Annotated in this window: 18 protein-coding genes and 1 riboswitch; of the genes, 11 read left to right on the top strand and 7 right to left on the bottom strand. The window is 43.3% G+C overall.

The features are described 5' to 3' along the window. Positions 1-12 precede the first annotated feature (12 nt). The 5 genes from benB to FTU45_RS09680 form a co-directional block, all read right to left on the bottom strand. On the bottom strand, positions 13-504 hold the full coding sequence (gene benB, locus FTU45_RS09700; protein ID WP_180076336.1) for a benzoate 1,2-dioxygenase small subunit: 492 nt from the start codon (positions 502-504) through the stop codon (positions 13-15). After that, the gene (gene benA, locus FTU45_RS09695; protein ID WP_180076335.1) at positions 501-1,889 is read right to left on the bottom strand and encodes a benzoate 1,2-dioxygenase large subunit; all 1,389 of its coding nucleotides are present in this window, start codon (positions 1,887-1,889) and stop codon (positions 501-503) included. Before benA ends, benB begins: the two co-directional genes overlap by 4 nt. Positions 1,890-1,963: 74 nt before the next feature. Beyond that, a complete protein-coding gene (gene catA, locus FTU45_RS09690) occupies positions 1,964-2,884 on the bottom strand; it encodes a catechol 1,2-dioxygenase (RefSeq protein ID WP_005170822.1) in 921 nt (306 codons plus the stop codon). Between the two features lie 157 nt (positions 2,885-3,041). Continuing rightward, positions 3,042-3,332 (bottom strand): muconolactone Delta-isomerase, encoded by a 291-nt coding sequence (catC, locus tag FTU45_RS09685; RefSeq protein ID WP_005170825.1) that lies wholly within the window; start codon positions 3,330-3,332, stop codon positions 3,042-3,044. Positions 3,333-3,347: 15 nt separating this feature from the next. Next, positions 3,348-4,457 (bottom strand): muconate/chloromuconate family cycloisomerase, encoded by a 1,110-nt coding sequence (locus FTU45_RS09680; protein ID WP_005170827.1) that lies wholly within the window; start codon positions 4,455-4,457, stop codon positions 3,348-3,350. 115 nt (positions 4,458-4,572) lie between these two features. Here FTU45_RS09680 and FTU45_RS09675 point away from each other — a divergent pair, with 115 nt between their 5' ends. The 3 genes from FTU45_RS09675 (at position 4,573) to FTU45_RS09665 (ending at position 8,543) form a co-directional block, all read left to right on the top strand. Beyond that, a complete protein-coding gene (locus tag FTU45_RS09675) occupies positions 4,573-5,484 on the top strand; it encodes a LysR family transcriptional regulator (RefSeq protein ID WP_005096953.1) in 912 nt (303 codons plus the stop codon). Between the two features lie 230 nt (positions 5,485-5,714). Next, positions 5,715-7,088, top strand: coding sequence for an aromatic acid/H+ symport family MFS transporter (locus FTU45_RS09670; protein WP_180076334.1), 1,374 nt, complete (start codon positions 5,715-5,717; stop codon positions 7,086-7,088). 108 nt (positions 7,089-7,196) lie between these two features. Beyond that, positions 7,197-8,543 (top strand): DcaP family trimeric outer membrane transporter, encoded by a 1,347-nt coding sequence (locus FTU45_RS09665; protein WP_180076333.1) that lies wholly within the window; start codon positions 7,197-7,199, stop codon positions 8,541-8,543. A gap of 62 nt (positions 8,544-8,605) precedes the next feature. Here the strand turns inward: FTU45_RS09665 and FTU45_RS09660 are convergent, their stop codons facing one another. Continuing rightward, positions 8,606-10,012, bottom strand: a complete 1,407-nt coding sequence (locus FTU45_RS09660) for a PLP-dependent aminotransferase family protein (RefSeq protein ID WP_180076332.1) — start codon at positions 10,010-10,012, stop codon at positions 8,606-8,608. A 471-nt stretch (positions 10,013-10,483) separates the two neighbouring features. On the opposite strand from FTU45_RS09660, the gene FTU45_RS09655 reads away from it, so the two are divergent. The 4 genes from FTU45_RS09655 to FTU45_RS09635 all read left to right on the top strand — a co-directional run bounded on the left by FTU45_RS09655 (position 10,484) and on the right by FTU45_RS09635 (position 15,248). Then, a complete protein-coding gene (locus FTU45_RS09655; protein ID WP_180076331.1) occupies positions 10,484-12,121 on the top strand; it encodes a long-chain-fatty-acid--CoA ligase in 1,638 nt (545 codons plus the stop codon). A gap of 297 nt (positions 12,122-12,418) precedes the next feature. Next, entirely contained in the window at positions 12,419-13,441 is a 1,023-nt protein-coding gene (locus FTU45_RS15345) for a flavin reductase family protein (RefSeq protein WP_005096945.1), read from the top strand. 31 nt (positions 13,442-13,472) lie between these two features. Next, a complete protein-coding gene (locus FTU45_RS09640; protein WP_005170836.1) occupies positions 13,473-14,639 on the top strand; it encodes an acyl-CoA desaturase in 1,167 nt (388 codons plus the stop codon). 258 nt (positions 14,640-14,897) lie between these two features. After that, positions 14,898-15,248 (top strand): hypothetical protein, encoded by a 351-nt coding sequence (locus FTU45_RS09635; RefSeq protein WP_074382760.1) that lies wholly within the window; start codon positions 14,898-14,900, stop codon positions 15,246-15,248. Positions 15,249-15,317: 69 nt separating this feature from the next. Here the strand turns inward: FTU45_RS09635 and FTU45_RS09630 are convergent, their stop codons facing one another. Then, on the bottom strand, positions 15,318-16,028 hold the full coding sequence (locus FTU45_RS09630; RefSeq protein WP_005096941.1) for an HAD family phosphatase: 711 nt from the start codon (positions 16,026-16,028) through the stop codon (positions 15,318-15,320). Between the two features lie 282 nt (positions 16,029-16,310). Between FTU45_RS09630 and FTU45_RS09625 the strand changes: the two genes are divergently transcribed. The 4 genes from FTU45_RS09625 to uca all read left to right on the top strand — a co-directional run bounded on the left by FTU45_RS09625 (position 16,311) and on the right by uca (position 22,559). Further along, positions 16,311-17,204 (top strand): LysR family transcriptional regulator, encoded by an 894-nt coding sequence (locus FTU45_RS09625; protein WP_004647024.1) that lies wholly within the window; start codon positions 16,311-16,313, stop codon positions 17,202-17,204. Between the two features lie 206 nt (positions 17,205-17,410). Beyond that, positions 17,411-17,522: riboswitch (guanidine-I (ykkC/yxkD leader) on the top strand. A 27-nt stretch (positions 17,523-17,549) separates the two neighbouring features. Beyond that, positions 17,550-18,287 (top strand): urea amidolyase associated protein UAAP1, encoded by a 738-nt coding sequence (locus FTU45_RS09620; RefSeq protein ID WP_180076330.1) that lies wholly within the window; start codon positions 17,550-17,552, stop codon positions 18,285-18,287. An 11-nt stretch (positions 18,288-18,298) separates the two neighbouring features. Then, entirely contained in the window at positions 18,299-18,952 is a 654-nt protein-coding gene (locus tag FTU45_RS09615) for an urea amidolyase associated protein UAAP2 (protein ID WP_180076329.1), read from the top strand. Position 18,953: 1 nt separating this feature from the next. Continuing rightward, complete coding sequence (uca, locus tag FTU45_RS09610; RefSeq protein ID WP_180076328.1) at positions 18,954-22,559, top strand: urea carboxylase; 3,606 nt, start codon at positions 18,954-18,956, stop codon at positions 22,557-22,559. Positions 22,560-22,716: the final 157 nt, after the last annotated feature.

Here is a 22,716-nt window from a genome sequence, read left to right as displayed (position 1 = left end):
GTAAAAACAGTCTTAGAGGTGATAAATGTCGATGACCTGGTTGATGTAATCGTTTTTCAATACCACGTATTTGCTTAAAATTTGTGGTTTATCGCCTGAAAAATCGATTTCATAACGAGACATACCGAAATAGCTGTAACTTGTTTTGTAACGGAAGCTCAAAGTATTCCAGTTAAAACGTACAGTCACTTTGTCGCCATCACGTTCAACAATTTCAATATTGCTGAGGTTATGGCAGGTACGTGTGTCCGGCATGGTTGCAGATGAACGTTCAGTCTTGATCCGGAACACGCGGTCTTCTAAACCTTGACGATCTGGATAGTAAATCAACGAGATTTCAGACTGCGGATCTGTGATCAGTTTGTCATCATCATCCCAAGCTGGCATCCAGAAAGACGCAGTAGGGGCATAACAAGTTAACCAGTCATCCCATTGTTCATCATCTAAAAAGCGTGCTTCCTGATACAGGAACTGCGCAATATTTTCTAAAGTGATGTCGCTCATGCGTTTTCTCCTTCAGTCGATGCTGCAATTTCTTTCTCAGACGCGATACCTTTCTTGATTAGTTCCAACCAATATTGATGCTGAGCCAGATACAGACCTTCATCTTCCGTTTTAATACCAGATAGTTTTGGTTTTAAACCGATTTCGTTCGCTGCATCATCTGGACCATGGATCCAGTGTTTTGAACCGCGACACATGTCGTTCCATTCCAGTGCAATACCGGCATAACCTGCCTGACAGGCACGGAATTCTTCAAGATCGTCTGGCGTTGCCATACCTGATGCGTTAAAGAAATCTTCATACTGACGGATACGACGGGTACGTGCTTCTGGCTCTTCACCGACAGGCGCGATACAGTAGATGGTCACTTCAGTCTTATCGACAGAAATCGGGCGCAGTACACGAATTTGTGAACCGAACTGATCCATGAAGTAAACGTTTGGATAGATACACAGGTTACGTGAACGTTCGATCATCCATTTCGCCATGGCTTCGCCATATTGCTCGGTGTATTCATCTTTCTTGGCAAAGTTAGGACGGTCTTCTGGGTTGGCCCATTGCGTCCAAAGTAGCATGTGACCATGTTCAAAGCCGTAAGAACCACCGCCTTGTTTGCCCCATGAACCTGCGCTCATGGCACGGATATTGTCACCCGCTTCTTTTTCTTTACGTTGCTGGGTCGTGGCAGCATAGTTCCAGTGTACAGCAGACACGTGATAACCATCGGCACCGTTTTCAGCAGTCAACTTCCAGTTGCCTTCATAAGTATAAGTTGAAGAACCACGTAATACTTCCAGACCTTGCTCAGACTGACCCACGATCATGTCAATAATTTTGGTCGCTTCGCCCAGGTATTCTTCCAGAGAAGGAACATCCGGATTCAAGCTGCCGAACAGGAAACCTTTATAGTTTTCAAAACGGGCAACCTTTTTCAGGTCATGTGAGCCGTCTTTGTTAAAGCAGTCTGAATAACCCGCTTCAGCCGGGTCTTTGACTTTTAATAACTTACCTGAGTTATTGAAAGTCCAGCCATGGAATGGGCAAGTATAAGTTGCTTTATTGCCTTTCTTGTTACGGCACAATTGTGCACCGCGATGCGAACAGGCATTGATCATGGCATTCAGTTCACCTTGACGGTTACGTGCAATGATGATCGGCTGACGACCCATATAAGTAGTATAGAAGTCGTTATTGTTTGGAATCTGGCTTTCATGTGCTAGATAAACCCAGTTGCCTTCAAAGATGTATTTCATCTCAAGGTCAAACAGGGCCTGGTCTGTAAATACTGAACGGTGTAGTTTAAATTCACCAGATTCATAATCATCAACCAGTAATTCGTCAATGCGGTCTAAATGGCTGGTGTTAATTACGGGAATACGAGGCATGTCCTTTCTCCGACTTTCCAAGGGGGAAGTCAGCGGGATATATCTTTGAAACATACCCCGCTTCTATAGTTGTATTAAGCGCTAGCGCGGCGACGATCAACTTCAGTCGTTGGTGCAGCAGCTTGTTCTTTGACAAGTTCAATATCGAACTGGATGTGTTTGAAAGGACCTTTTAAGCCACGTTTTGCAATTTCAGCTTCATCAGTCACATCCACCGCAGTTGCCACCAGGCCTTCACGGGTTGCGAATGCAAAGTCATCCCACAGGTACTGGTCGCCTTCGATGTTGAATTGAGTGGTCAGCTTGCGGTAGCCCGGTGCAGATACGAAGTAATGCACATGCGATGGACGGTTACCGTGACGGCCTAATTTGTCCAGTACAAACTGAGTTGTACCTTCTGGAGGGCAGCCATAACCGACCGGCATTGTTGTGAGTGCAACGTATTTGCCGTCTTGGTCACTGAAGATAGAGCGACGTAAGTTGAAATCAGACTGTGACTTATCAAAGAATGAATAGTTCCCTAGGCTGTTGGCATGCCAAATTTCAACTTTAGCGCCTTCGATGATATTGCCTTCAGTATCCGTCACTGTCCCTTCAATGATCAACGTTGGGATTTTGTCTGATTCAGAACCATCATCCATACGTGCAAAGCCAACTGACTCTGGTGCACCTGAGACATAAAGTGGGCCTTCAATGGTACGTGGTGTACCACCGCTAATTCCTGCTTTTGCATCTGCTTCATCAGCACGTAGGTCCAAGTAATGCTCTAGACCCAAACCTGCAGCCAATAGACCTAGCTCGTTTGCTTGGCCTGCATCAGTAAAGTATTCAAGACCTTTCCACAATTCAGTTTGTGAAATATCAAGATCTTCGATCGCCTGGAAAAGATCACCGAGTAAACGTACAGTAATTTGCTGTACACGCTCATCTACAGGACCTGTCGCAGTGTCGACATTCATTTGTTTTACTAATGCATCAATTTCTTGGCGATTCATACTATTACTCCTCAGTATATCTACATTCTTTTATGTGGCGCGCTGTTTAGCTTGCTCTGGCTGGCTAAATCTTGCTGGCCACAATCCTTGTTTGGTTACCCTCTGGTCTTGCTGTGGGAAGGGGAATAACGTTATTCCCCAATTCCCATATTCTTAATTAGCTGTCGTCATCACGAATAGAAGAAGGGTGACGATTCAATGCCATCACTTCGATCTTCATATAGGGATAGAGTGGCAGGCCCTGAAGCAGGCTGTGCAATTCTTCATTGCTTTCAACATCAAAAATACTGATGTTTGAATACTGGCCAGTGATTCGCCAGATATGGCGCCATTTACCCTGACGTTGCAAGTCGTGGGAATAGGCTTTTTCAATGGCCTTGATTTCATTGGCCTGTTCCACTGGCATATCCTGTGGAATGTTCACGTCCATCCGTACATGGAAAAGCATGGGTATCTCCTCGAATTATTGACGACGCAAGTTGTCAATCTTGTTTTCATCCAACTCAATCCCCAGACCAGATCCTTTCGGAATCTCAAGTTCAAAGTTTTGATAGTTGAGTGGGGTTTTCAAAATATCTTCAGTCAGTAGCAAAGGACCAAACAGTTCAGTACCAAAAGCTAATGTTTCAAAGGTTGAAAATACATGTGCCGAAGCAATCGTGCCGACCGGACCTTCCAGCATGGTGCCGCCGTACAGATCGATTCCTGCAAGTTTGGCAATATTTCCGACTTCACAACCTTCGATCAGACCACCTGACTGGGCAACTTTCACTGCAAAAACAGATGAACCGTTTTGTTTTGCAATTTCATAGGCTGAATGTGGGCCCATTAAAGATTCGTCTGCCATGATGGCAATATCAAAACGTCGGGTGAGACGGCGCATTGCATCGAGGTTATCAATCGCACATGGCTGCTCAATCAGATCAACACCGCCGTCTTGCAGCAACTGAATTCCTTTAATGGCGTCTAATTCTGACCAGGCACGGTTGACATCGACACGAATCGAAATGTCTTTGCCCAGGGCTTTTTTAATCGCCAGCACATGCTCAACATCTTCTTCAACTGGGCGGGAACCAATTTTGAGTTTGAAAATGTTATGGCGTTTTGCTGCAATCATTTTTTCTGCTTCAGCAATATCTTTTTCTGTATTGCCTGAAGCCAAGACCCAAAGCACTGGAATACTGTCACGTAAGCGGCCACCTAAGACTTCACTGAGCGGCTGCTGCATGCGCTGTGCCTGAATATCTAGCAGGGCAGTCTGAATCGCGCATTTGGCAAAACGGTTACCATTAATATTCTTTTTGATCGCTTGTAATGTTTGTGCAACATTTAAACCGGATAATGTCTTTAAAAGGGGGGCGAAATAAGTTTCAATATTGACTTTAACGCTTTCCGGGCTTTCATCACCATAACCTAAGCCGCCGATCGTCGTTGCCTCACCCCAACCGATATAACCATCTTCAGTGGTGATTTTAACTAAGACCAGGGTCTGGGTTTGCATCGTCGCCACAGCCATCTTGTGAGGGCGAATGGTCGGGATTTCTACCAGCAAGGTTTCAACTGACTTATACATAATACGGATTCACATTCTTGCTTTAATGCTTCGATTTGATATACCTTAAAAGAATAATGTTGATTGGTCTAAGATCGATTTAGCATTTTTTTATACTTTAAAGGTATTCTAGATCATGGAACTTAGACATTTACGCTATTTTGTTGCAGTGGTAGAAGAGCAAAGTTTTACTAAAGCGGCAGAAAAACTATTTATTGCTCAGCCTCCTTTAAGCAGACAGATCCAAAACCTTGAAGCAGAGCTGGATATTCAGTTATTTGAGCGTGGTAGCCGTCCATTAAAGACCACAGAAGCAGGTCAGTTCTTCTATCAGCACGCTGTTAAACTTTTGTCTAATGCGGAAGAAATTAAGTCGATGACCAAGCGCATCGGCATTGCAGATCGCACCATTACCATCGGTTTTGTTGGTTCTTTATTGTTCGGTTTACTGTCGCGTATTCTGTTTTTGTTTAAACAGCAGCATCCTTATCTCAAAATCGAGATGATGGAAATGAATACTTATGAACAGATTCAGGCCCTCAAAGAAGGCCGTATAGATGTCGGTTTTGGCCGCTTAAGAATCTCGGATCCGGCCATAAAGCGGGTGTTGTTGCGTGAAGAGCGTCTAGTGGTGGCAGCGCATGCCAGTCATGTATTGGCTCAACGTGAGAGCCTACATTTATCTGAACTGGTCGATCAGCAGTTGTTTTTATATCCGAATACGGGAAAGGCTAATTTTGCCACCCAGGTGCGCGGCATATTTTCTGAGTATGGATTAGAGCCTAAAAATCTGCGGATTGTACGCGAATTGCAGCTGGCACTTGGTTTTGTAGCGGCGGGAGAGGGTGTTTGTATCGCGCCGGAAAGTGCACAAAATATTAAATTGGCCCATCTCAACTTTATACCTTTAGCAGATGCATTTGCTGTGAGTCCTGTATTTATGGCCATGCGTAATATGGATGAAAGTGAATATATCCGCTACCTATTTGATGCTGTCTATCAAGTCTATGATCTTGAAGCATTAAAGTATGATCGTTCGGTGTTTTAAGCCTGATAAACCACTCAAATATGCACAAACAGGAACCGGATTTTTACAGGCTGATGACTGCTGATCGAAAAATAATTCATGATTAAATAATATATTTTCCAGTTAATTTAACGGTTTAGCTTGAATCAGACTTTATAGGTATAAAGGCATGCCTATTCAGTTTTGGACATTAGCGTGCATCTTCTTCATTGTGGCTTTCATAAATTGAACTTCACAATCTGGAGGTGGAGATGTCTACAAATAAAGTGAATATAAATACGCTGATTGATGAAGCAAAGTTTACGCCCTTTCACTGGGGCGTATTGATCTGGTGCTTGCTGATCATTATTTTTGATGGCTATGATCTGGTGATCTATGGGGTCGCGTTGCCTTTACTGATGCAAGAATGGTCATTAACTACAGTGCAAGCAGGTATGCTGGCCAGTACTGCACTGTTTGGTATGATGTTCGGTGCAATGACTTTCGGAACCCTGTCCGACAAGTTAGGCCGTAAAAAAACCATTATGATTTGTGTGGCTATTTTTAGTGGCTTTACCTTTATAGGTGCTTTTGCGACGTCACCGGTTGAATTCGGAATCTTGCGTTTCTTGGCGGGGTTGGGGATTGGCGGCGTCATGCCAAACGTAGTGGCCCTGATGACCGAATATGCGCCCAAGCGTATCCGTAGCACCCTGGTTGCCTTAATGTTTAGTGGCTATGCGATTGGTGGTATGACCTCGGCACTGTTGGGTGCATGGCTGGTACCGCAATATGGCTGGAAAATCATGTTCCTGTTAGCCGGTATTCCACTGTTGCTTTTGCCAGTGATCTGGAAATACTTGCCAGAATCACTGATGTACCTGACCAACAAAAATCAGACCTCCCAAGCGCACGATATTATTCAAAAAATATCTCCGGAACAGGTCATTACCCATGATACTCAATTTGTACTGAATGAAGTGCAGAAAGGTGATGAAGCGCCATTAAAAGCACTTTTCCAACAGGGCCGCAGTTTCAGTACGTTCATGTTCTGGCTAGCGTTCTTTATGTGCCTGTTAATGGTATACGCATTGGGCAGCTGGTTACCTAAACTGATGATTCAGGCCGGTTACTCGCTTGGTGCCAGCATGATCTTCCTGTTTGCCTTAAATATTGGTGGCATGATCGGTGCAATCGGTGGTGGATATCTGGCAGATCGCTTCCATATCAAGAAAGTACTGACCATCATGTTCTTATGTGGTGCGCTGGCCCTGATTCTGCTTGGCTTTAACAGTCCGCAATTCGTCCTATACACTCTGATTGCTGTGGCGGGTGCTGCAACGATTGGCTCACAAATTCTACTCTATACCTTTGTTGCACAATATTATCCATCGACGGTACGTTCTACAGGCATGGGCTGGGCATCAGGGATTGGACGTATTGGGGCGATTGTTGGTCCGGTACTGACCGGTGCTTTATTAACCATGAATTTACCGCATCAAATGAACTTCTTTGCTATTGCGATTCCTGGCGTGATTGCTGCGCTGGCAATTTTCCTGGTCAACTTAAAGACCTCAGTAGATGCGCAAGCCCTTGCAAGATCTAGCATGAAGCCAAATCCTGTGGCTGAGAACGCGACCCAATAAGTTAAACTTCAATTAATCAATATAATATCGTCAATGATATAGATCGCCATCGTAACGGGTGGTGATCTGTTGCTAGAATCTAGTCGAACAATAAAAAGCGAGTTTAGGATGAACACGACACTATTCACCACAACAATCAATAAGCCAACACGAAAACACACGCTTTTGATGAGCATGATTGCAATCAGTATGGGGAGCATGAGCTTATCGGTTCAAGCACAAACCACGCAAAGCAGTCAGCAGGAAATTGAACAACTGCGCCAAGAAGTTCAGGCTCTACGCGCACTGGTTGAGCAACAGCAAAGACAGACGGCTGTGGTCACTGCACATGTTGCAGCAACACCTGCTCCAGCTAGCAAACCTGTCATGAAAATTGCCAGTGGTGCCGAGTTTAATCTATACGGAAACATTCGTGCCGATGCCTCTTATCAGGCTGAAGGCGGTTCATCTGCACGTATGTATAACCAGATTAATACTGTTCCACTTGAAGGTGTAGGCGAGCGCAGTGATGAGTTCAAATCAACACTTTCTGCTACCCGTTTAGGCATGGACTTTAAAGCACCGGTTGGTGCTGGTGACAAAGCCCTGAGCGGTAAAATTGAGGTAGATTTCCTTGGTGGTGATAAATTTGATAATTTACGTATCCGTCATGCTTATATCAGCTATGCCAACTGGTTAATTGGTCAAACCTGGTCAAACTTTGCCACGCCAGACTATATTCCGGAAACTGTAGATGCTCTGGTATATGCTGGGGGTTCGATTAAACGCACACCACAAGTGCGCCACACCAGCACTTTCAGCCCTGAAACCAATCTGGTCGTTGCAGTTGAAGATCCGAAAGATACGAATCCTGGGATCAAACAACGCCTACCGGCTTTAACCGCACGTTTAAATCATAAATTTGCCGATAATTTTGCAGTCAGCGCACGTGCCATGGGTCATGAAAAGCGCGTGAATGAAGATGAAGAAATGGCGTGGGGCGTGGGGCTGGGGGCGAAATATGACATTGTGCCGGGGACGACTTTAAAAGCCGACTACTATCATGTCAAAGGCGATAGTAGCTTTATCTCGAATGCCAATACGGGTGTAATTACAGCTGTAAATGGTGATCTGTTACAAAGTGAATTCGATTCGATTTCGGTGGGCTTAACCCAGCAATTTAATGACAAGTTGCGCGGTACTTTAGGCTATGGTTATATGAGTTTTGATGATGATCAACGTTATACCGATGCGCTTATTGCTTCGACGCCAGCTGATGCAGCGCAATCTAATGCAACTAGAGCCAACAAAGACCTCTGGCAAGCGTGGGCAAACGTGTTCTATAGCCCAACCAAGCCACTCAGTTTTGGTCTGGAATATGTCTATGGTGAACGTACAGCTTTAGCTCCAGCTACAAATGGCAGTGACAAAGGTGAAGACAACCGAATCAATGCGGTTGCCATTTACAACTTCTAAGATGCTTGTAAATTCGGGTATCTTGACCTAAAAAAAGCGTGGATGAACTCATTCACGCTTTTCTATTTCTGCTGAATGGTATCTGCTAAAAGATTCACTGCATTTTCTATCTCGGCGGTCCATTCAAAAGAACAATTCAGGCGCATATAATGCTGACTGGCATGATCCGGTTTAAACAATAATGCAGGGGCGATTGAAATACCTTTCTGAATCAGTTGCTCATAAAGCACCTGTCCATCTAGACCATTTGGCAATTCGATCCAGAGAAAATAACCACTGGAATAATAGTAAATTTTACATGTAGGCGCTAAGCGGTTTTTGAGTTCCTGATAAAACTTCTTTTTATATTTTTCCAGATTATATCTTAGCTGTCGTAAATGTTTTTCATAATGATGATGCGAAATAAATTCTACCAGCGTGCTCTGGAGTAAGGGACTGACCGTTAAAGTGCTCATGAGCTGCAAATGCTGAATGGCATCGGAAAATGGACCGGCATAGACCCAACCGACGCGTGCGCCCATGCCTAGTGTTTTGGAAAATGAAGCACAGTGCAGCACCATCTGATGCTGGTCAAAATATTTAACCGGTAGCGGTTTGGATGAACCATAATTCAATTCCTGATAAACATCATCTTCAATTAAATAGACCTGATATTCATACAAAAGTTCAGCAATTCTCTGTTTAATTTCCGAACTAACAGTAAAGCCAATCGGATTATGCGCGTTCAGCATTAGCCAGCACACCTTGATCGGATACTGTTTCAAAGCCTGTTCAAATGATGCCAGATCAAAACCGAATTGCGGATGCTCAGGGATAGTAATCACCTGTAGCCCCAAACGCTCGGCTGCCTGCCAGGCCCCATAAAATATGGTTTGTTGCAGCAGGATAAAATCACCGGGTTGGGTCAATGCCTGTAAAGACAGATTCAGTGCTTCTAATGCTCCAGATGTAATGACAATGTCATCTGCATGGCAAGCAATGCCTTGCAACTGGTAACGATTAGCAATCAGTTGGCGTAAATCCTGATTGCCAGGCGGCATATGATTCTGGTTGTTATAACTGCTTTTTCTTTTGGCCTGCTGCGCCAGAATCTGCATAAATTTGGCGTTATATAACAGCTCTGCATTGGGAAATGCGGAACCAAAAGGCACAATTTCTACAGCTTGGATCGATTTTAAATAATTAAATACCACAGAGTTGATTTGAACTTTTGGGCTTAAACTAATCTGGATTGGTTGTTTGCTGTTGACCAGATCTGTAGAACGCTCTGCAACGTAATAGCCGGATTTATCTCTGGCATAAACCAGACCTTGCGCTTCAAGTTCCTGATAAGCATTGAGTACCGTCATCAGGCTATAGCCAGACAATTGGGTCTGTTCGCGGAGTGAAGGTAATTTTTCATGTACCCTCCATACGCCGTTTTCAATCATCTGACGGATATTCTGCGCCAGTTTTTCAGACTTATACATACACTTGCTTGAACTAAGACTGTTCTAATTATTTTGATTTATAGCATATTTCAAGATGCTCAATATAACAAATTAAGGTTAATGTGGTTGTCAGTCTATTTTCAAGCTGGCGTTCTATCGATCTGCTGTACTGTTCTTCTAAGATCAGTATCCAAGTAAATATTTCCATTCAAATGGGATGGTTGTATTAATCGGGTCGACATGAACTCAATACATGATCATTAAACTGAATATCAGGCCTCAACCTTTCTAGGGAAATTCTCTACCTCTCCATCAATCGTATTCTAATTTTTATACGCCTGAGTCACTTCTCTTAATTTGTCACAATTCGATACTTACAAATTCAGATTTACTTGCTAAATTCAGTCCACATGATGATAAAAACTATGTCACGGTCTTAGACCGCTCCATCATGTCTAGATAACAACGATACGAATACACGGACCAATAACAAGCACAAAGGAGTGGACAATGCTCGGAAATATGATGTTTCAGCCTTTACTGATCAGCAGCATGATTGAACATGCAGGACGCTATCATGCCGATACCGAGGTAATTTCCAAAAATACCGACACCAGCATTAAGGTGACCAACTGGGGCGAAATTCACCAAAACTCGAAACGTTTTGCCAATGTGCTGCAACAACTTGGCTTGGCGCAGGGAGATCGGGTCGCAACCATTGCATGGAATAATCACCGCCATTTAGAATCTTGGTATGCCATTTCTGGTAGTGGTCTGGTCTGTCATACCATTAATCCGCGCTTGTTTCCTGAACAGCTGATTTTTATTATGAATGATGCCGCAGACCGTGTGGTGCTATTCGATAAGACATTTGTTCCTTTAATTAAAGCAGTGAAATCACTGCTGACCTCTGTCGAGCATTTTATCTGTCTGGATGCTGCCGATCCGAGCGTCACTGAAGCCATTCCAGAAGTACAATTTTATGATGATCTGATTGCCAGTCAACACACAGAATTTGAATGGCCAATCATTGATGAAAACTCAGCCAGTTCACTGTGCTATACATCAGGAACCACGGGCAACCCTAAAGGCGTGCTATATAGTCATCGCTCTACTGTATTACATAGCTATGCCATCATTTTACCGGACTCACTAAATGTCTCGGCTGCCGATATTATGTTGCCAGTGGTGCCGATGTTCCATGTGAATGCATGGGGCACGCCATACGCGGCGGCCATGGTGGGATGTACGCTGGTACTGCCGGGGCCAGGTCTTGATGGTGTTAGTCTGGTGAATCTGATTGATACGTATAAAGTTTCAGTGGCGCTTGGCGTGCCAACCATCTGGCAGGGTTTGATTGCCGCAGCAAACCAGTCAGGTTCCAAGCTGGAAAGTCTGAAACGTAATGTAATCGGAGGATCGGCCTGTCCACCGGCAATGTTACGAACTTTCAAAGAGCAGTTTAACTGTGAAACAATTCATGCTTGGGGCATGACGGAAACAGGTCCAGTGGCTACTGCCAATCAGCTCAAAGCCAAACATTTGCAGCTATCAGATGAAGAAAAACAGCAGATTCGTCTGTCTCAAGGCCGACCGCCATTTGGGGTTAGTGTACGTTTAACTGATGTAGAAAAATGTACGCATGAAATTGAACGAGATGGTGAAACTATCGGAAGTTTACAGGTGAAAGGGCACTGGGTTATTAATAAGTATTTCGGTAAGCAAGAATCTCCATTGACTGAGGATGGTTGGTTAGATACAGGGGATATTGGCACGCTGAATCAAGATGGTTTTGTAAAACTCAGTGACCGTTCCAAAGATTTAATCAAGTCTGGCGGCGAATGGATTTCATCGGTGGATCTGGAAAATATTGCCATGGGCCATCCGGAAATTGCGATGGCGGCGGTGATTGCCGCCCAGCATCCAAAGTGGGATGAACGTCCGGTATTGATTGCCATCAAGAAACCAGAGAGTCAAATTAGTGAAGCTGATCTTCTTGATTATTATCATGATAAAGTCGCTAAATGGCAGGTTCCAGACAGAGTGGTTTTTGTAGACTCAATTCCACTAAGTGGAACTGGAAAGATGCTGAAAAAAGATTTGCGGGAACTCTATGGCGCTATTCTCATGGAACAAGCAGCAGGCTAGAGTTTTACATTGAATCTGATAATCAAAGTGAATGATTGAAACTGACTTCTATACAGGAGTCAGTTTTTTATATAGAGTTAGCAGAATTAACAGATATAAAAATCCCTTTTTCTAAAAAACTACAGTTTCAGCAGATGCTTTTGCTTCATATTGTCCGACAAAAAGCTCTATTATGTTTGATAAGCACATAATTTGACCTGTATTGATATGGTCTGAATTATAAAACGCTTTATGCTGACAACATAATAAATAGACAGTTGTACATTAATATTACTGTCTGCGGATAAGGGGATAAAAATGACAAGTATGCCGACCTATCAGCCGCATTGGGTTCGTGAAGATTTCATTGATTTTATTGGTGAAAAAATCCATCCAACCTGGGCGTTTAAAAAAGTTAAAGCGGCCATTATGGGCATTCAGGCCATCAGTCCTGACTTTTTCAAGATTCACTTGCGCCCGAATCATAATTTTAAAGCCAGGTCATTTCAGGCTGGCCAGCATATTGCAGTAACAATAAGACTCGATGGTGTACGTCATCAGCGATATTATTCTGTGGTGACGGTATTAAAAAATGGTGATTTGATTATTGCGGTGAAACAGCAAGGCAAAGTGTCACGCGCCTTGAGCCAGATGCAAATCGGGGCTGTCATTGAAATTTCGCAGCCGCAAGGTGACTTTATACTGCAAAACTCTAGCCAGCCCACTTTATTTCTGGCATCCGGCAGTGGTATTACTGCAATATATTCCTTGCTGCAAAAAGCAGTGATCCAGTCCCTGGAACAGATCGACCTGATTTATTTTACTCGCGATGATGCCTTTCATGCTGAATTGAAAACCCTGGCTTTAATGCATCCAAACTTGAAATATCATCATTTTAATACACGGGAACAGCAACAGCATCTGAATCAAAGATTATTGCAAAAACTGGTGCCAGATGTTGCAGAACGAAAAATATATGCCTGTGGCTCTGCTGGGATGATGAAGGCTGCACTTAGAATTGTAGAAAAACTGGATTTGAAATCCAATTTTCATTCGGAATATTTCCAGATTGTGGTCGATGAAAAAATTAAGGCGCAGCCAGTACAGTTTTTAAGATCGCAGCAAGTGTTTCAGGCTCAGTCCAACTTGCTGGAAAGCGCTGAAAATTCAGGCCTGCGTCCTGCTCATGGTTGCCGGATGGGAATCTGTAATACCTGTTCCTGTACCAAAGTCAGTGGCTCGGTGCGTAATGTCCTGACCGGTGAGGTTGATCATGGCAATAACACCCAGATTAAACTTTGTATTTCCCAGGCGATGAGTCCAGTCGTTATTAATTTATAAGCCAGTATTAAACGAATAAAAAGGTGCTCCCATGAATATGCAAATTGATTTTAAACGACACAGTAAGTCGCAATTTCTCAGTCCTGAACAGATTGAGGAGTTTGGTGCTAAAGTCGATGCGATCCGCCGCGAGGTCATGGACGATCTGGGTGAAAAAGACGCCAATTATATTTATAAAATCCGTAATTTTGTCCGTTATAGCGAAATTGCATCCCGAGGCATGTTGATGTTTGCTGGCTGGTTGCCACCGGTTTGGCTGGCAGGGACAGGGCTGCTTGGCATCTCCAAAATTGTGGAAAATATGGAGCTGGGACATAATGTCATGCACGGTCAGTTCGACTGGATGAATGATCCGACCCTGAACGGAACCACCTATGACTGGGATACGATTTCCACAGGAGATGACTGGAAATATACCCATAACTATATTCATCATACCTATACCAATATTGTCGGGATGGATCATGATGTCGGTTATGGCCTGATTCGGGTCAGTGAATCCCAAAAATGGGAACCACGTTTCCTGTTGAATATTCCACTGGGCATGCAGTTAATGGTGTTTTTTGAATGGTATGTCGGCCTGCAACGCTTGCATCTGGAAGATGTGATTGCCTATAAAACCAAAACCTGGAAAGAAGTTTGGAAAGAAGCGGCTCCACTGCGTCAAAAAATGCGCCGTCAGGTGTTAAAAGATTATGTATTTTTTCCAGTGATTGCTGGCCCGAATGCCATTCCTGTGTTTGCCGGAAATGCTGTAGCCAATGTAATTCGTAGTCTGTGGGCGTCTGCGGTGATTTTTAATGGTCATTTTACGGAAGATGCTGAAACTTTTGAGATGGATAATACCGACAATGAAACCCGTGCTGAGTGGTATTTACGCCAGGTTCGTGGTTCGAGTAATTTTACCGGGACGGACTGGCTGCATATTTTGAGTGGTAATTTGAGCCATCAGATTGAACATCATCTATTTCCGGACATGCCAGCCAATCGCTATGCGCAGGTGGCGCCGAAAGTAAAAACGCTGTGTGCTGAATATGGCATTCATTATAATGAAGCGAGCTTTATAAAACAGTTTTCTACTGTTTGGGTGCGTCTGGCCAAATGTTCATTGCCGAATCACTGGACTGCACAGATTATTGAAAAAACCCACTCTGCTAAATCTGTATTGAGCCACTTTAAATCTAAAATCATGCCCTAATTTTTAATGTGTGGTATTCACCCGTTTGCTACGCCTCAATAGATTTACATGGTCTATTGGGGACTTTTTTGCTTTTTTGTCGTTTTAGTAGAAATTGAATCATCCATTTTTATGAATGAAGTATGGAGAGATATTTCAAAAAAATCACCAAAGAAAAACAGATACGGTACTGCTGAAACGCTTTGCCTACAACAACCTGCTTAAGCTCTAGAGGGTTGTCCCTATAATGGCCGCGTTGTCACAATCAAGGTCTCAGTTTTGAAATATCTTCAATTTTTTTCAGGCATCTCATTATTACTGCTTTTAACTGCTTGTAACCTCACAGAAGCACCAGCTCCAGATTATCAAGGAAACTGGAAAAATACGCTGGAAAATCCAAAACTTGAAAATGTATTGGTCATTTCGAAAAATGGTGAAAATTACTTCATTACCAACACCATAAAAGACAAAGAAACTGGTAAAACCGAAGAGAAAAATCCGATGCCGGCAGCAGTGAGCAAAAATGGCTTACTTCAGTTAAATGCAGGTGCAGGTATGGTTGATTTTGCAATCGATGAAAAAACAGGAAATCTGGTCGGTTCAGGCTCAGTCTATGAGAAAGCCAAATAACGTTTTCTTCTCAGGTCAGAGATCTGCAGAAAAAAATGTCATGAAATACAATGATTCATGGCATTTTTTTTATTGGGCTAAACTTAATAACTCAGTAAAATCTTCTGCAAAATAATTTGCTTGGACCTTGATCAAATCTATTTCATGAACAGAGTATTGATCATAAACTGCAATCACATCGATTCCTGCATTGTTGGCCGCTTCAACGCCAATTAATGAATCCTCAATAATCAGGCAATCTGCGGCTTGCACCTGAAAATGCTGAAGGGCATTGAAATAGACTTCAGGATGCGGCTTGATGTTCTGCACATTTTCACGGGTCAAGAGCAGGGCAAAGTCATCATTAAAGCTGATTTTTTTGTTAATGTTTTGATTATTGTCCTGATAACGCTGCACATTGAACAAACTGGTGGTTGTGGTCAGGGCGATCTGAATCCCTTGTTGTTTCAGGGCTTGAATGAACCGTTCAGCATGTGGTTTTAGCTCGACCACATGATCGAGAAAATGCCGTGAAATTGCATAACGGCGGTTTTTTACTTCTTCTTTATTCGGCGCAAATCCATAAAGCGCTTTTAAATAAGCACAATATTCCAGATAGGGATCCGGCCGATGTTTAAATTTTTTGAGCTGAAGATCGCGCTGTTGCTGGATCTGACTTAAGTCGACTTCAATATTTGCCAACTCCTGAATCAGCGCAGCATCGACCTGATTCCAGACTCCCACGGAATCAATCAAGGTGCCATCCAAATCAAAACACACCAACTTTTTGCCTTGGAACATAAGATATTTCTCTTAATTTGCATCGTTAATTCTGTGGGCTTGAGTATATAGCATGAAGCTTGCGTGTTTAAGTTGACCAAGGAAAAACAGAAGTGCATATTTACAACAGAAGTACTTGTAACGAGGTTCCACATCAGAGAAAAGTAATTTTTAACACCACATGGAAATTGACTGATCCTAGAAATCGTTGCAAAGTGTTATATTTGAACATTGGCAATTGATAAAATGATGTCGATGATATCTTCGTCAAAATTATTAGAAAGTTAAAGGAAATGTGTTTCTGTGTTTGAACTTGACTGTAAATTGCTCAGTATTTTTTATTATGTCTATAAATTTAAAAACGTATCTCAGGCAGCTGATCATTTAGACATGAGCCAGCCAGCGGTGAGCAATCTGCTGAATAAAATTCGCCAGCATTATGGTGATCCTTTATTTTTACGTATTGGCAATGAAATGCTGCCGACAGATTTATCTAAGCAGTTGTTTCCCTTGGTTAGTGAAGCACTCAGTAAAGTTGAAGCGATTAATAATTTCACCATCAATTTTGATCAGGTCACTTCACAGCAACGTTTTACACTGGCGATGACCGATGTATCGCATCTGGTGTTATTGCCAAAAATTTCACAGTATCTCAAGCAGCATGCATCACATATCCGCCTGAATGTGCGTCCGATTACCTCGGAAACCAGTTATCAGATGGCCAATGGCGAGATTGATCTGGCTTTGGGCTTCTTGCCAAATCTGGAGAATGGCTTTTATCAGCAGAAACTGTTTGAACAGTATTATGTGGTGATCGCAGCGAAAGACCATCCGCGACTAACGGGTGACAGCATCACGACCGAAGAGTATTTACGTGAAACCCATATCGATATTGATGCGGGGATGGGGCATTACCATATTGAAAATGAATTGCTGAATCTGGAACTCAAGCGTGACATTCTAATGCGTCTGCCAAGTTATCTGGGGGTAGGACTGGTGGTACAAGAAACCGATGCGATTGCGACCGTGCCTTATTATTTGAGTGAAGTTTTATTATCACGCGGCAATCTCAAGATTTTTGAGGCACCAATTGCTTTCCCCACCTATTCTGTAAAGCAGTATTGGCATATGTCCTGTCATCATAAAACCAGCCATCAATGGCTACGTAATATGCTGCATGAGATTTTAAGTAAATAAGCTTGCAGCATAGAAGGCTTGATTTAATCTTCATCTCTAGATTTTAAACTCCCGGTTCAAGCCGGGATTTTTTTATTTTGGTACATCTTGATGCCTTTTTCAGAGCCTTGCACCTGAAGTGATCATTTCTAGCTCAAAAAAAAGTATTACGAATATAAAAAATAGTATTACAAGTTTGGCACAGCCTTTGCATCTATCTAATCAATCATAAAGTGATCTAGGGTTCCGATACATGAAGATTCATGTAGGTCTGCGACCGAGAGTTCACGGCGAAAGGAAACACCGCTCGCTACACGGAGGGATAAAAGCCCGGGAGGTAAACCGTAAAGATTGGGATCGATGCATATGAGCACAATAACTTATCACGAAGATCAAGTCCTCTGGACTGAACGTTTACCGGGTGGCCATCATTGGTCAGCACGCATCCAGCGTGGCGCAGTTTTACAACTCAAATCTTTAGGCGCAAATGCCAATGTTTCACTGTTTTGTGTCAATAGCGAAGACAAGCTTGAAGCCTATAACATGCCAGACAGCTTAAAAGGGCAACACACGGCATTTTTAAGCACAGGGCATATTTTAGCGTCGGATTTAGGGCGCGCGATGATTTCCATTGTCAAAGATGATCATGGTTGGAATGATGCCTTTTGTGCGCCAAGTACCGCACCGCAAATTGAAGCACAGTTTGGCACAAAGACTTTTCAAGATGCGCGCAATGACATGTATCGCAATGGCAAAGATAGCCTATTACTCGAGATGACCAAATTTGGTTTATCTGCGACGGATCTCAGCAATACAGTTAACTTATTCTCTAAAGTTCAACCGGATGACAACGGTAACTTGTCATATGTGATATCAGACAATACCAATCAAGTGATTGAACTGCGTTTTGAAATGGATTGCTTGGTGTTTTTATCGAGCGCACCACATGCCTTAGATAATTCAACTGAATATGCACCTGCCGATATTCAATTGTCATTGTTTAAAGCACTGCCTTTAGGCGAGACCGATGTCTGCCGTGATTCATGCCCGCAAAATCAGCGAGCGTTCCAAAATAATAACCGCTATTACGCTTTAACTGCATAAGGGGAATGATCATGACTGCACTCGTAAACCTAGAAAAATCTGTGTTAAGTGAAGTATGTCCTGCCGGTGAAGCATGGATGTGCGAAGTCAAAAAAGGGCAGTATTTCCGTATTGTTGACCTAGAAGGCAACCAAGCGGTGGATACTTTGTTTATTTCCGCACAGAATCCTGAAGAGCGTTATAGCGCATCCGATACTTTAGCGATTAATCAGCAAATCTATTTAGAAAAAGGCACAGCGTTATACACCAACTTTGGCAATAAAATTGCCACCATCCACGATGATAACTGCGGTCGCCACGACACTTTAGGTGGTGCATGTTCATGTGAAAGTAACACCGTTCGTTATGCGCATGACAGATATCCAATGCACAGTTGCCGTAACAATTTCATGATTGCGCTGTCACAACATCCAATTGCCAAAAAGCATAGCTTAAACGTGCGTCATATCGGGCCAAATATTAACTTCTTTATGAATGTGCCTGTCACCAGTGAGGGGCATCTTAAGTTTGATGATGGTATTTCTGCACCGGGAAAATATGTTGAAATTAAAGCGGAGATGAATTTGATTGTCCTGATCTCCAACTGCCCACAGCTCAACAATCCATGTAATGCCTATAACCCCACCCAAATTCAATTGATTATCCGTGAAGGCGAGGAAGCATAAAATGTTTAATAAAGTTCTGATCGCCAACCGTGGTGCCATTGCATGTCGTGTCATTCGTACCCTGAAAAAATTGGGCATACAATCTGTAGCCGTCTATTCTGAAGCAGACCGTGATTCATTGCATGTGACTTTAGCGGATGAAGCAGTTTATATTGGTGAAGCACCAGCCAGCCAAAGCTATTTAAATGTCGAAAAAATTCTGGAAGTCGCGAAACAAACTGGTGCGCAAGCGATTCATCCGGGCTATGGTTTCTTATCAGAGAATGCTGAATTCTGCGACTTGTGTGAATCACAAGGTATTGCCTTTATTGGTCCGAACTCCGCACAAATGCGAGCTTTTGGTTTAAAACACACCGCACGTGAACTTGCCATTCAAGCGAATGTACCTTTACTGCCAGGTAGTCAGTTATTGGCAGATGAAGCTGAAGCATTATTAGAAGCTGAACGTATTGGCTATCCTGTGATGCTAAAAAGTACTGCTGGTGGTGGCGGGATTGGCATGCGTCTGGTCTGGAACGAGGATGAACTAAAAGATGCTTATGCAACGGTATCCTATTTAGCCCAAGCCAACTTTAAAGATGCGGGTTTGTATCTTGAGAAATTTGTCCAAAATGCCCGACATATCGAAGTGCAAATTTTCGGTGATGGTCAAGGTCAGGTAATTGCACTCGGTGAGCGTGATTGTTCGGTGCAACGTCGTAACCAGAAAGTGATTGAGGAAACGCCTGCACCACACATCAACGATGAACAGCGTGCCTATATCCAAAACGTCGCGATTCAACTGATGCAGTCAGTGAACTACCGTTCTGCGGGTACAGTTGAATTTGTGATGGACACCGACACACAAGAATTCTACTTCCTTGAAGTTAACACCCGTTTACAAGTAGAACATGGCGTGACCGAACAAGTCTTTGGTGTTGATTTAGTCGAATGGATGGTGACCCTTGCCAGCGGTGACTGGACGGCACCAACTGAGAAACTTGAATCTAAAGGTCATTCGATTCAAGTGCGTTTATACGCCGAAGACCCAATCAAAAACTTCCAGCCAAGTGCAGGGCTTTTGACCCATGTTGAGTTTGATGCCAATGCGCGTAATGAAACTTGGGTAGAAACAGGTTCAAACGTTTCATCGTTCTATGACCCGATGATTGCCAAAATCATTGTGACCTCTGATGATCGTGAGTCTGCGATTCAAGCCATGACCGAAACTTTGGCCAAAACTTCAGTTGCAGGGATTGAAACAAATCTTGAATATCTACAAAACATTATCGACTGTGATGTATTTAAAGCAGGCACACAAACCACACGTTTCTTAAATACATTTGAGTGGAAAACCCAAAAAATTGAAGTCCTACAAGCTGGTATTCAAACCGCTGTGCAAGATGTCACAGGGCGTTTGGGCTATTGGGATGTTGGTGTACCACCTTCTGGTGCGATTGATCCACTATCTTTAAATGTGGCAAACCAACTGCTTGGCAATGCCTATAACACCGCAGGGTTGGAATGTACCTTGCAGGGTCCTACCTTAAAATTCCATTGCGATAGCCAGATTGTATTGGCAGGTGGTGATATGCCATCGACTTTGGATGGTGTGACTGTGCCAATGTGGCAAACCGTGAATGTGCGCAAAGGTCAAATCTTAAAATGTGGCAAAATCGCCACAGGTTGCCGTACTTATATTGGCATTAAAGGTGGTTTGAATGTGCCTGAATACTTAGGTTCACAAGCGACGTTTACTTTAGGTCAGTTTGGCGGTCATGCAGGGCGTAACTTATTGATTGGTGATATGCTTCCAATCACAGCATTTATATCGGATGACATCAATGCACTAGCGCCTGAACAAATCCCAACATTCAGCCATGAATGGGAAATCGCTGTGATGTACGGCCCACATGGTGCGCCTGATTTCTTCACCAAGAATGACATCGATAGCTTCTTTGCCAATACCTTTGAGATTCACTTTAACTCCAGCCGTACCGGGATCCGCTTAATTGGTCCAAAACCTGAGTGGGCACGTGAGGATGGGGGTGAAGCCGGTCTACATCCATCCAATATTCATGACAATGCCTATGCCATTGGTGCGATTGATTTCACAGGTGATATGCCAATTATCCTAGGTCCAGATGGTCCAAGCCTTGGTGGTTTCGTGTGTCCTGCGGTGGTGATCAATTCTGAACTATGGAAACTCGGCCAGCTTAAAGCCGGCGATAAAGTGAAATTTGTGCCTGTGAGTTATCATCAAGCGAAAATACTGAATGAAAAATATCATGCACAATTAAGTGCAGAAGATACGCAAGATGTAACTTTTGATGAATCGTTCTATCCTGAAATCAGCACGCTGAAATCTGCCATTTTAGATACCTTAAAAGGTCAAAATGGCACACCTGATGTGGTATATCGTCCTGCCGGCAACAACTATATGCTGGTTGAATATGGCGAGTTGGTTTTAGATTTAAACTTACGTTTCCGTATTCATGCGCTGATGCAATGGGTGAAAGATCAAAATATTCAAGGCATTATTGATCTGACACCGGGTATTCGTTCACTGCAAATTCATTTTGATTCAACCCAGCTCGATCAAATTGATTTATTGCGTATGCTTCAGGTCGCTGAAGAGCAACTGCCTGATGTCACTGAAATGCAAGTACCATCACGTACCGTGTATTTACCACTGGCGTGGGAAGATTCACAAACCCAACTCGCAACAGAACGCTATATGCAAACCGTGCGTCCTGACGCACCGTGGTGTCCGGACAATATCGAATTTATCCGCCGTATTAATGGCTTAAAAGACAAACAAGCCGTGAAGGACGTGGTTTATAACGCCAGTTATTTGGTCATGGGCTTGGGCGATGTGTACTTGGGTGCGCCTGTGGCAACGCCACTTGATCCGCGTCAGCGTTTAGTCACCACCAAATATAACCCTGCACGTACTTGGACACCTGAAAATGCCGTGGGGATCGGCGGTGCCTATATGTGTGTCTACGGGATGGAAGGTCCGGGCGGTTATCAGTTTGTCGGTCGTACCTCGCAAATGTGGTCACGCTACCGTAAAAACCCTGATTTTGAACAAGGTATGCCATGGTTACTACGTTTCTTTGACCAGATTAAGTTTTATGAAGTGTCTGAAGCTGAACTCATGCAGATGCGTGAGGACTTTAAAGCAGGTCGTTTAAAACTGCGGATTGAAGACGGTGTATTGAACTTAAAAGAATACAATGACTTCTTAACCGAAAACCAAGCATCCATTTCTGCCTTTAAAGCGGTGCAACAAGCGAATTTTGATGCTGAGCGCCGTCGCTGGCATGAAGCAGGTCTTGCGGAATATGTCTCTGAAAGTCTAGATGCTGTGGATGATGGCGAAGGTGTTGAAGTGCCTGAAGGTGGCTGTGTGGTTGAATCACACATGCCAGGTTCAATTTGGAAAATTGAATGTCAGTCGGGGGATATTGTGGAAGAGGGTGCAACGCTTGCGGTGATTGAGGCGATGAAGATCGAGATTCCAATTATTGCGCCTGAGCGTATGCGTGTAGATGCGATTACCATTGAAAAAGGGCAGACGGTAAAAACCGGGCAGGTGTTGTTTACGTTGGCGCCAGTGGCTTGATGAGATAGGTATAAAAAAGACCGCTTAGGCCATTGCTGTCCCACAATTTTTCACAAGAGGAAGCTCATTTGAGCTTCCTCTTGTTTTATGGGTATTTTATCGGGTGAAAATAAAGCTTTTAAAGTTCTTCTTTCAAACAAATTCACTTGAATTATTC

The sequence above is a fragment of the Acinetobacter sp. YH12106 genome (assembly GCF_013418995.1).
Lineage (GTDB): Bacteria > Pseudomonadota > Gammaproteobacteria > Pseudomonadales > Moraxellaceae > Acinetobacter > Acinetobacter pseudolwoffii.
This window is presented reverse-complemented; position numbering and strand designations above follow the sequence as displayed.

Bases quoted from the DNA above. Each gene is read 5' to 3' on its own strand.
- benB (WP_180076336.1), bottom strand. From the start codon at position 504: ATGAGCGACATCACTTTAGAAAATATTGCGCAGTTCCTGTATCAGGAA.
- benA (WP_180076335.1), bottom strand. From the start codon at position 1,889: ATGCCTCGTATTCCCGTAATTAACACCAGCCATTTAGACCGCATTGAC.
- catA (WP_005170822.1), bottom strand. From the start codon at position 2,884: ATGAATCGCCAAGAAATTGATGCATTAGTAAAACAAATGAATGTCGAC.
- catC (WP_005170825.1), bottom strand. From the start codon at position 3,332: ATGCTTTTCCATGTACGGATGGACGTGAACATTCCACAGGATATGCCA.
- FTU45_RS09680 (WP_005170827.1), bottom strand. From the start codon at position 4,457: ATGTATAAGTCAGTTGAAACCTTGCTGGTAGAAATCCCGACCATTCGC.
- FTU45_RS09675 (WP_005096953.1), top strand. From the start codon at position 4,573: ATGGAACTTAGACATTTACGCTATTTTGTTGCAGTGGTAGAAGAGCAA.
- FTU45_RS09670 (WP_180076334.1), top strand. From the start codon at position 5,715: ATGTCTACAAATAAAGTGAATATAAATACGCTGATTGATGAAGCAAAG.
- FTU45_RS09665 (WP_180076333.1), top strand. From the start codon at position 7,197: ATGAACACGACACTATTCACCACAACAATCAATAAGCCAACACGAAAA.
- FTU45_RS09660 (WP_180076332.1), bottom strand. From the start codon at position 10,012: ATGTATAAGTCTGAAAAACTGGCGCAGAATATCCGTCAGATGATTGAA.
- FTU45_RS09655 (WP_180076331.1), top strand. From the start codon at position 10,484: ATGCTCGGAAATATGATGTTTCAGCCTTTACTGATCAGCAGCATGATT.
- FTU45_RS15345 (WP_005096945.1), top strand. From the start codon at position 12,419: ATGACAAGTATGCCGACCTATCAGCCGCATTGGGTTCGTGAAGATTTC.
- FTU45_RS09640 (WP_005170836.1), top strand. From the start codon at position 13,473: ATGAATATGCAAATTGATTTTAAACGACACAGTAAGTCGCAATTTCTC.
- FTU45_RS09630 (WP_005096941.1), bottom strand. From the start codon at position 16,028: ATGTTCCAAGGCAAAAAGTTGGTGTGTTTTGATTTGGATGGCACCTTG.
- FTU45_RS09620 (WP_180076330.1), top strand. From the start codon at position 17,550: ATGAGCACAATAACTTATCACGAAGATCAAGTCCTCTGGACTGAACGT.
- FTU45_RS09615 (WP_180076329.1), top strand. From the start codon at position 18,299: ATGACTGCACTCGTAAACCTAGAAAAATCTGTGTTAAGTGAAGTATGT.
- uca (WP_180076328.1), top strand. From the start codon at position 18,954: ATGTTTAATAAAGTTCTGATCGCCAACCGTGGTGCCATTGCATGTCGT.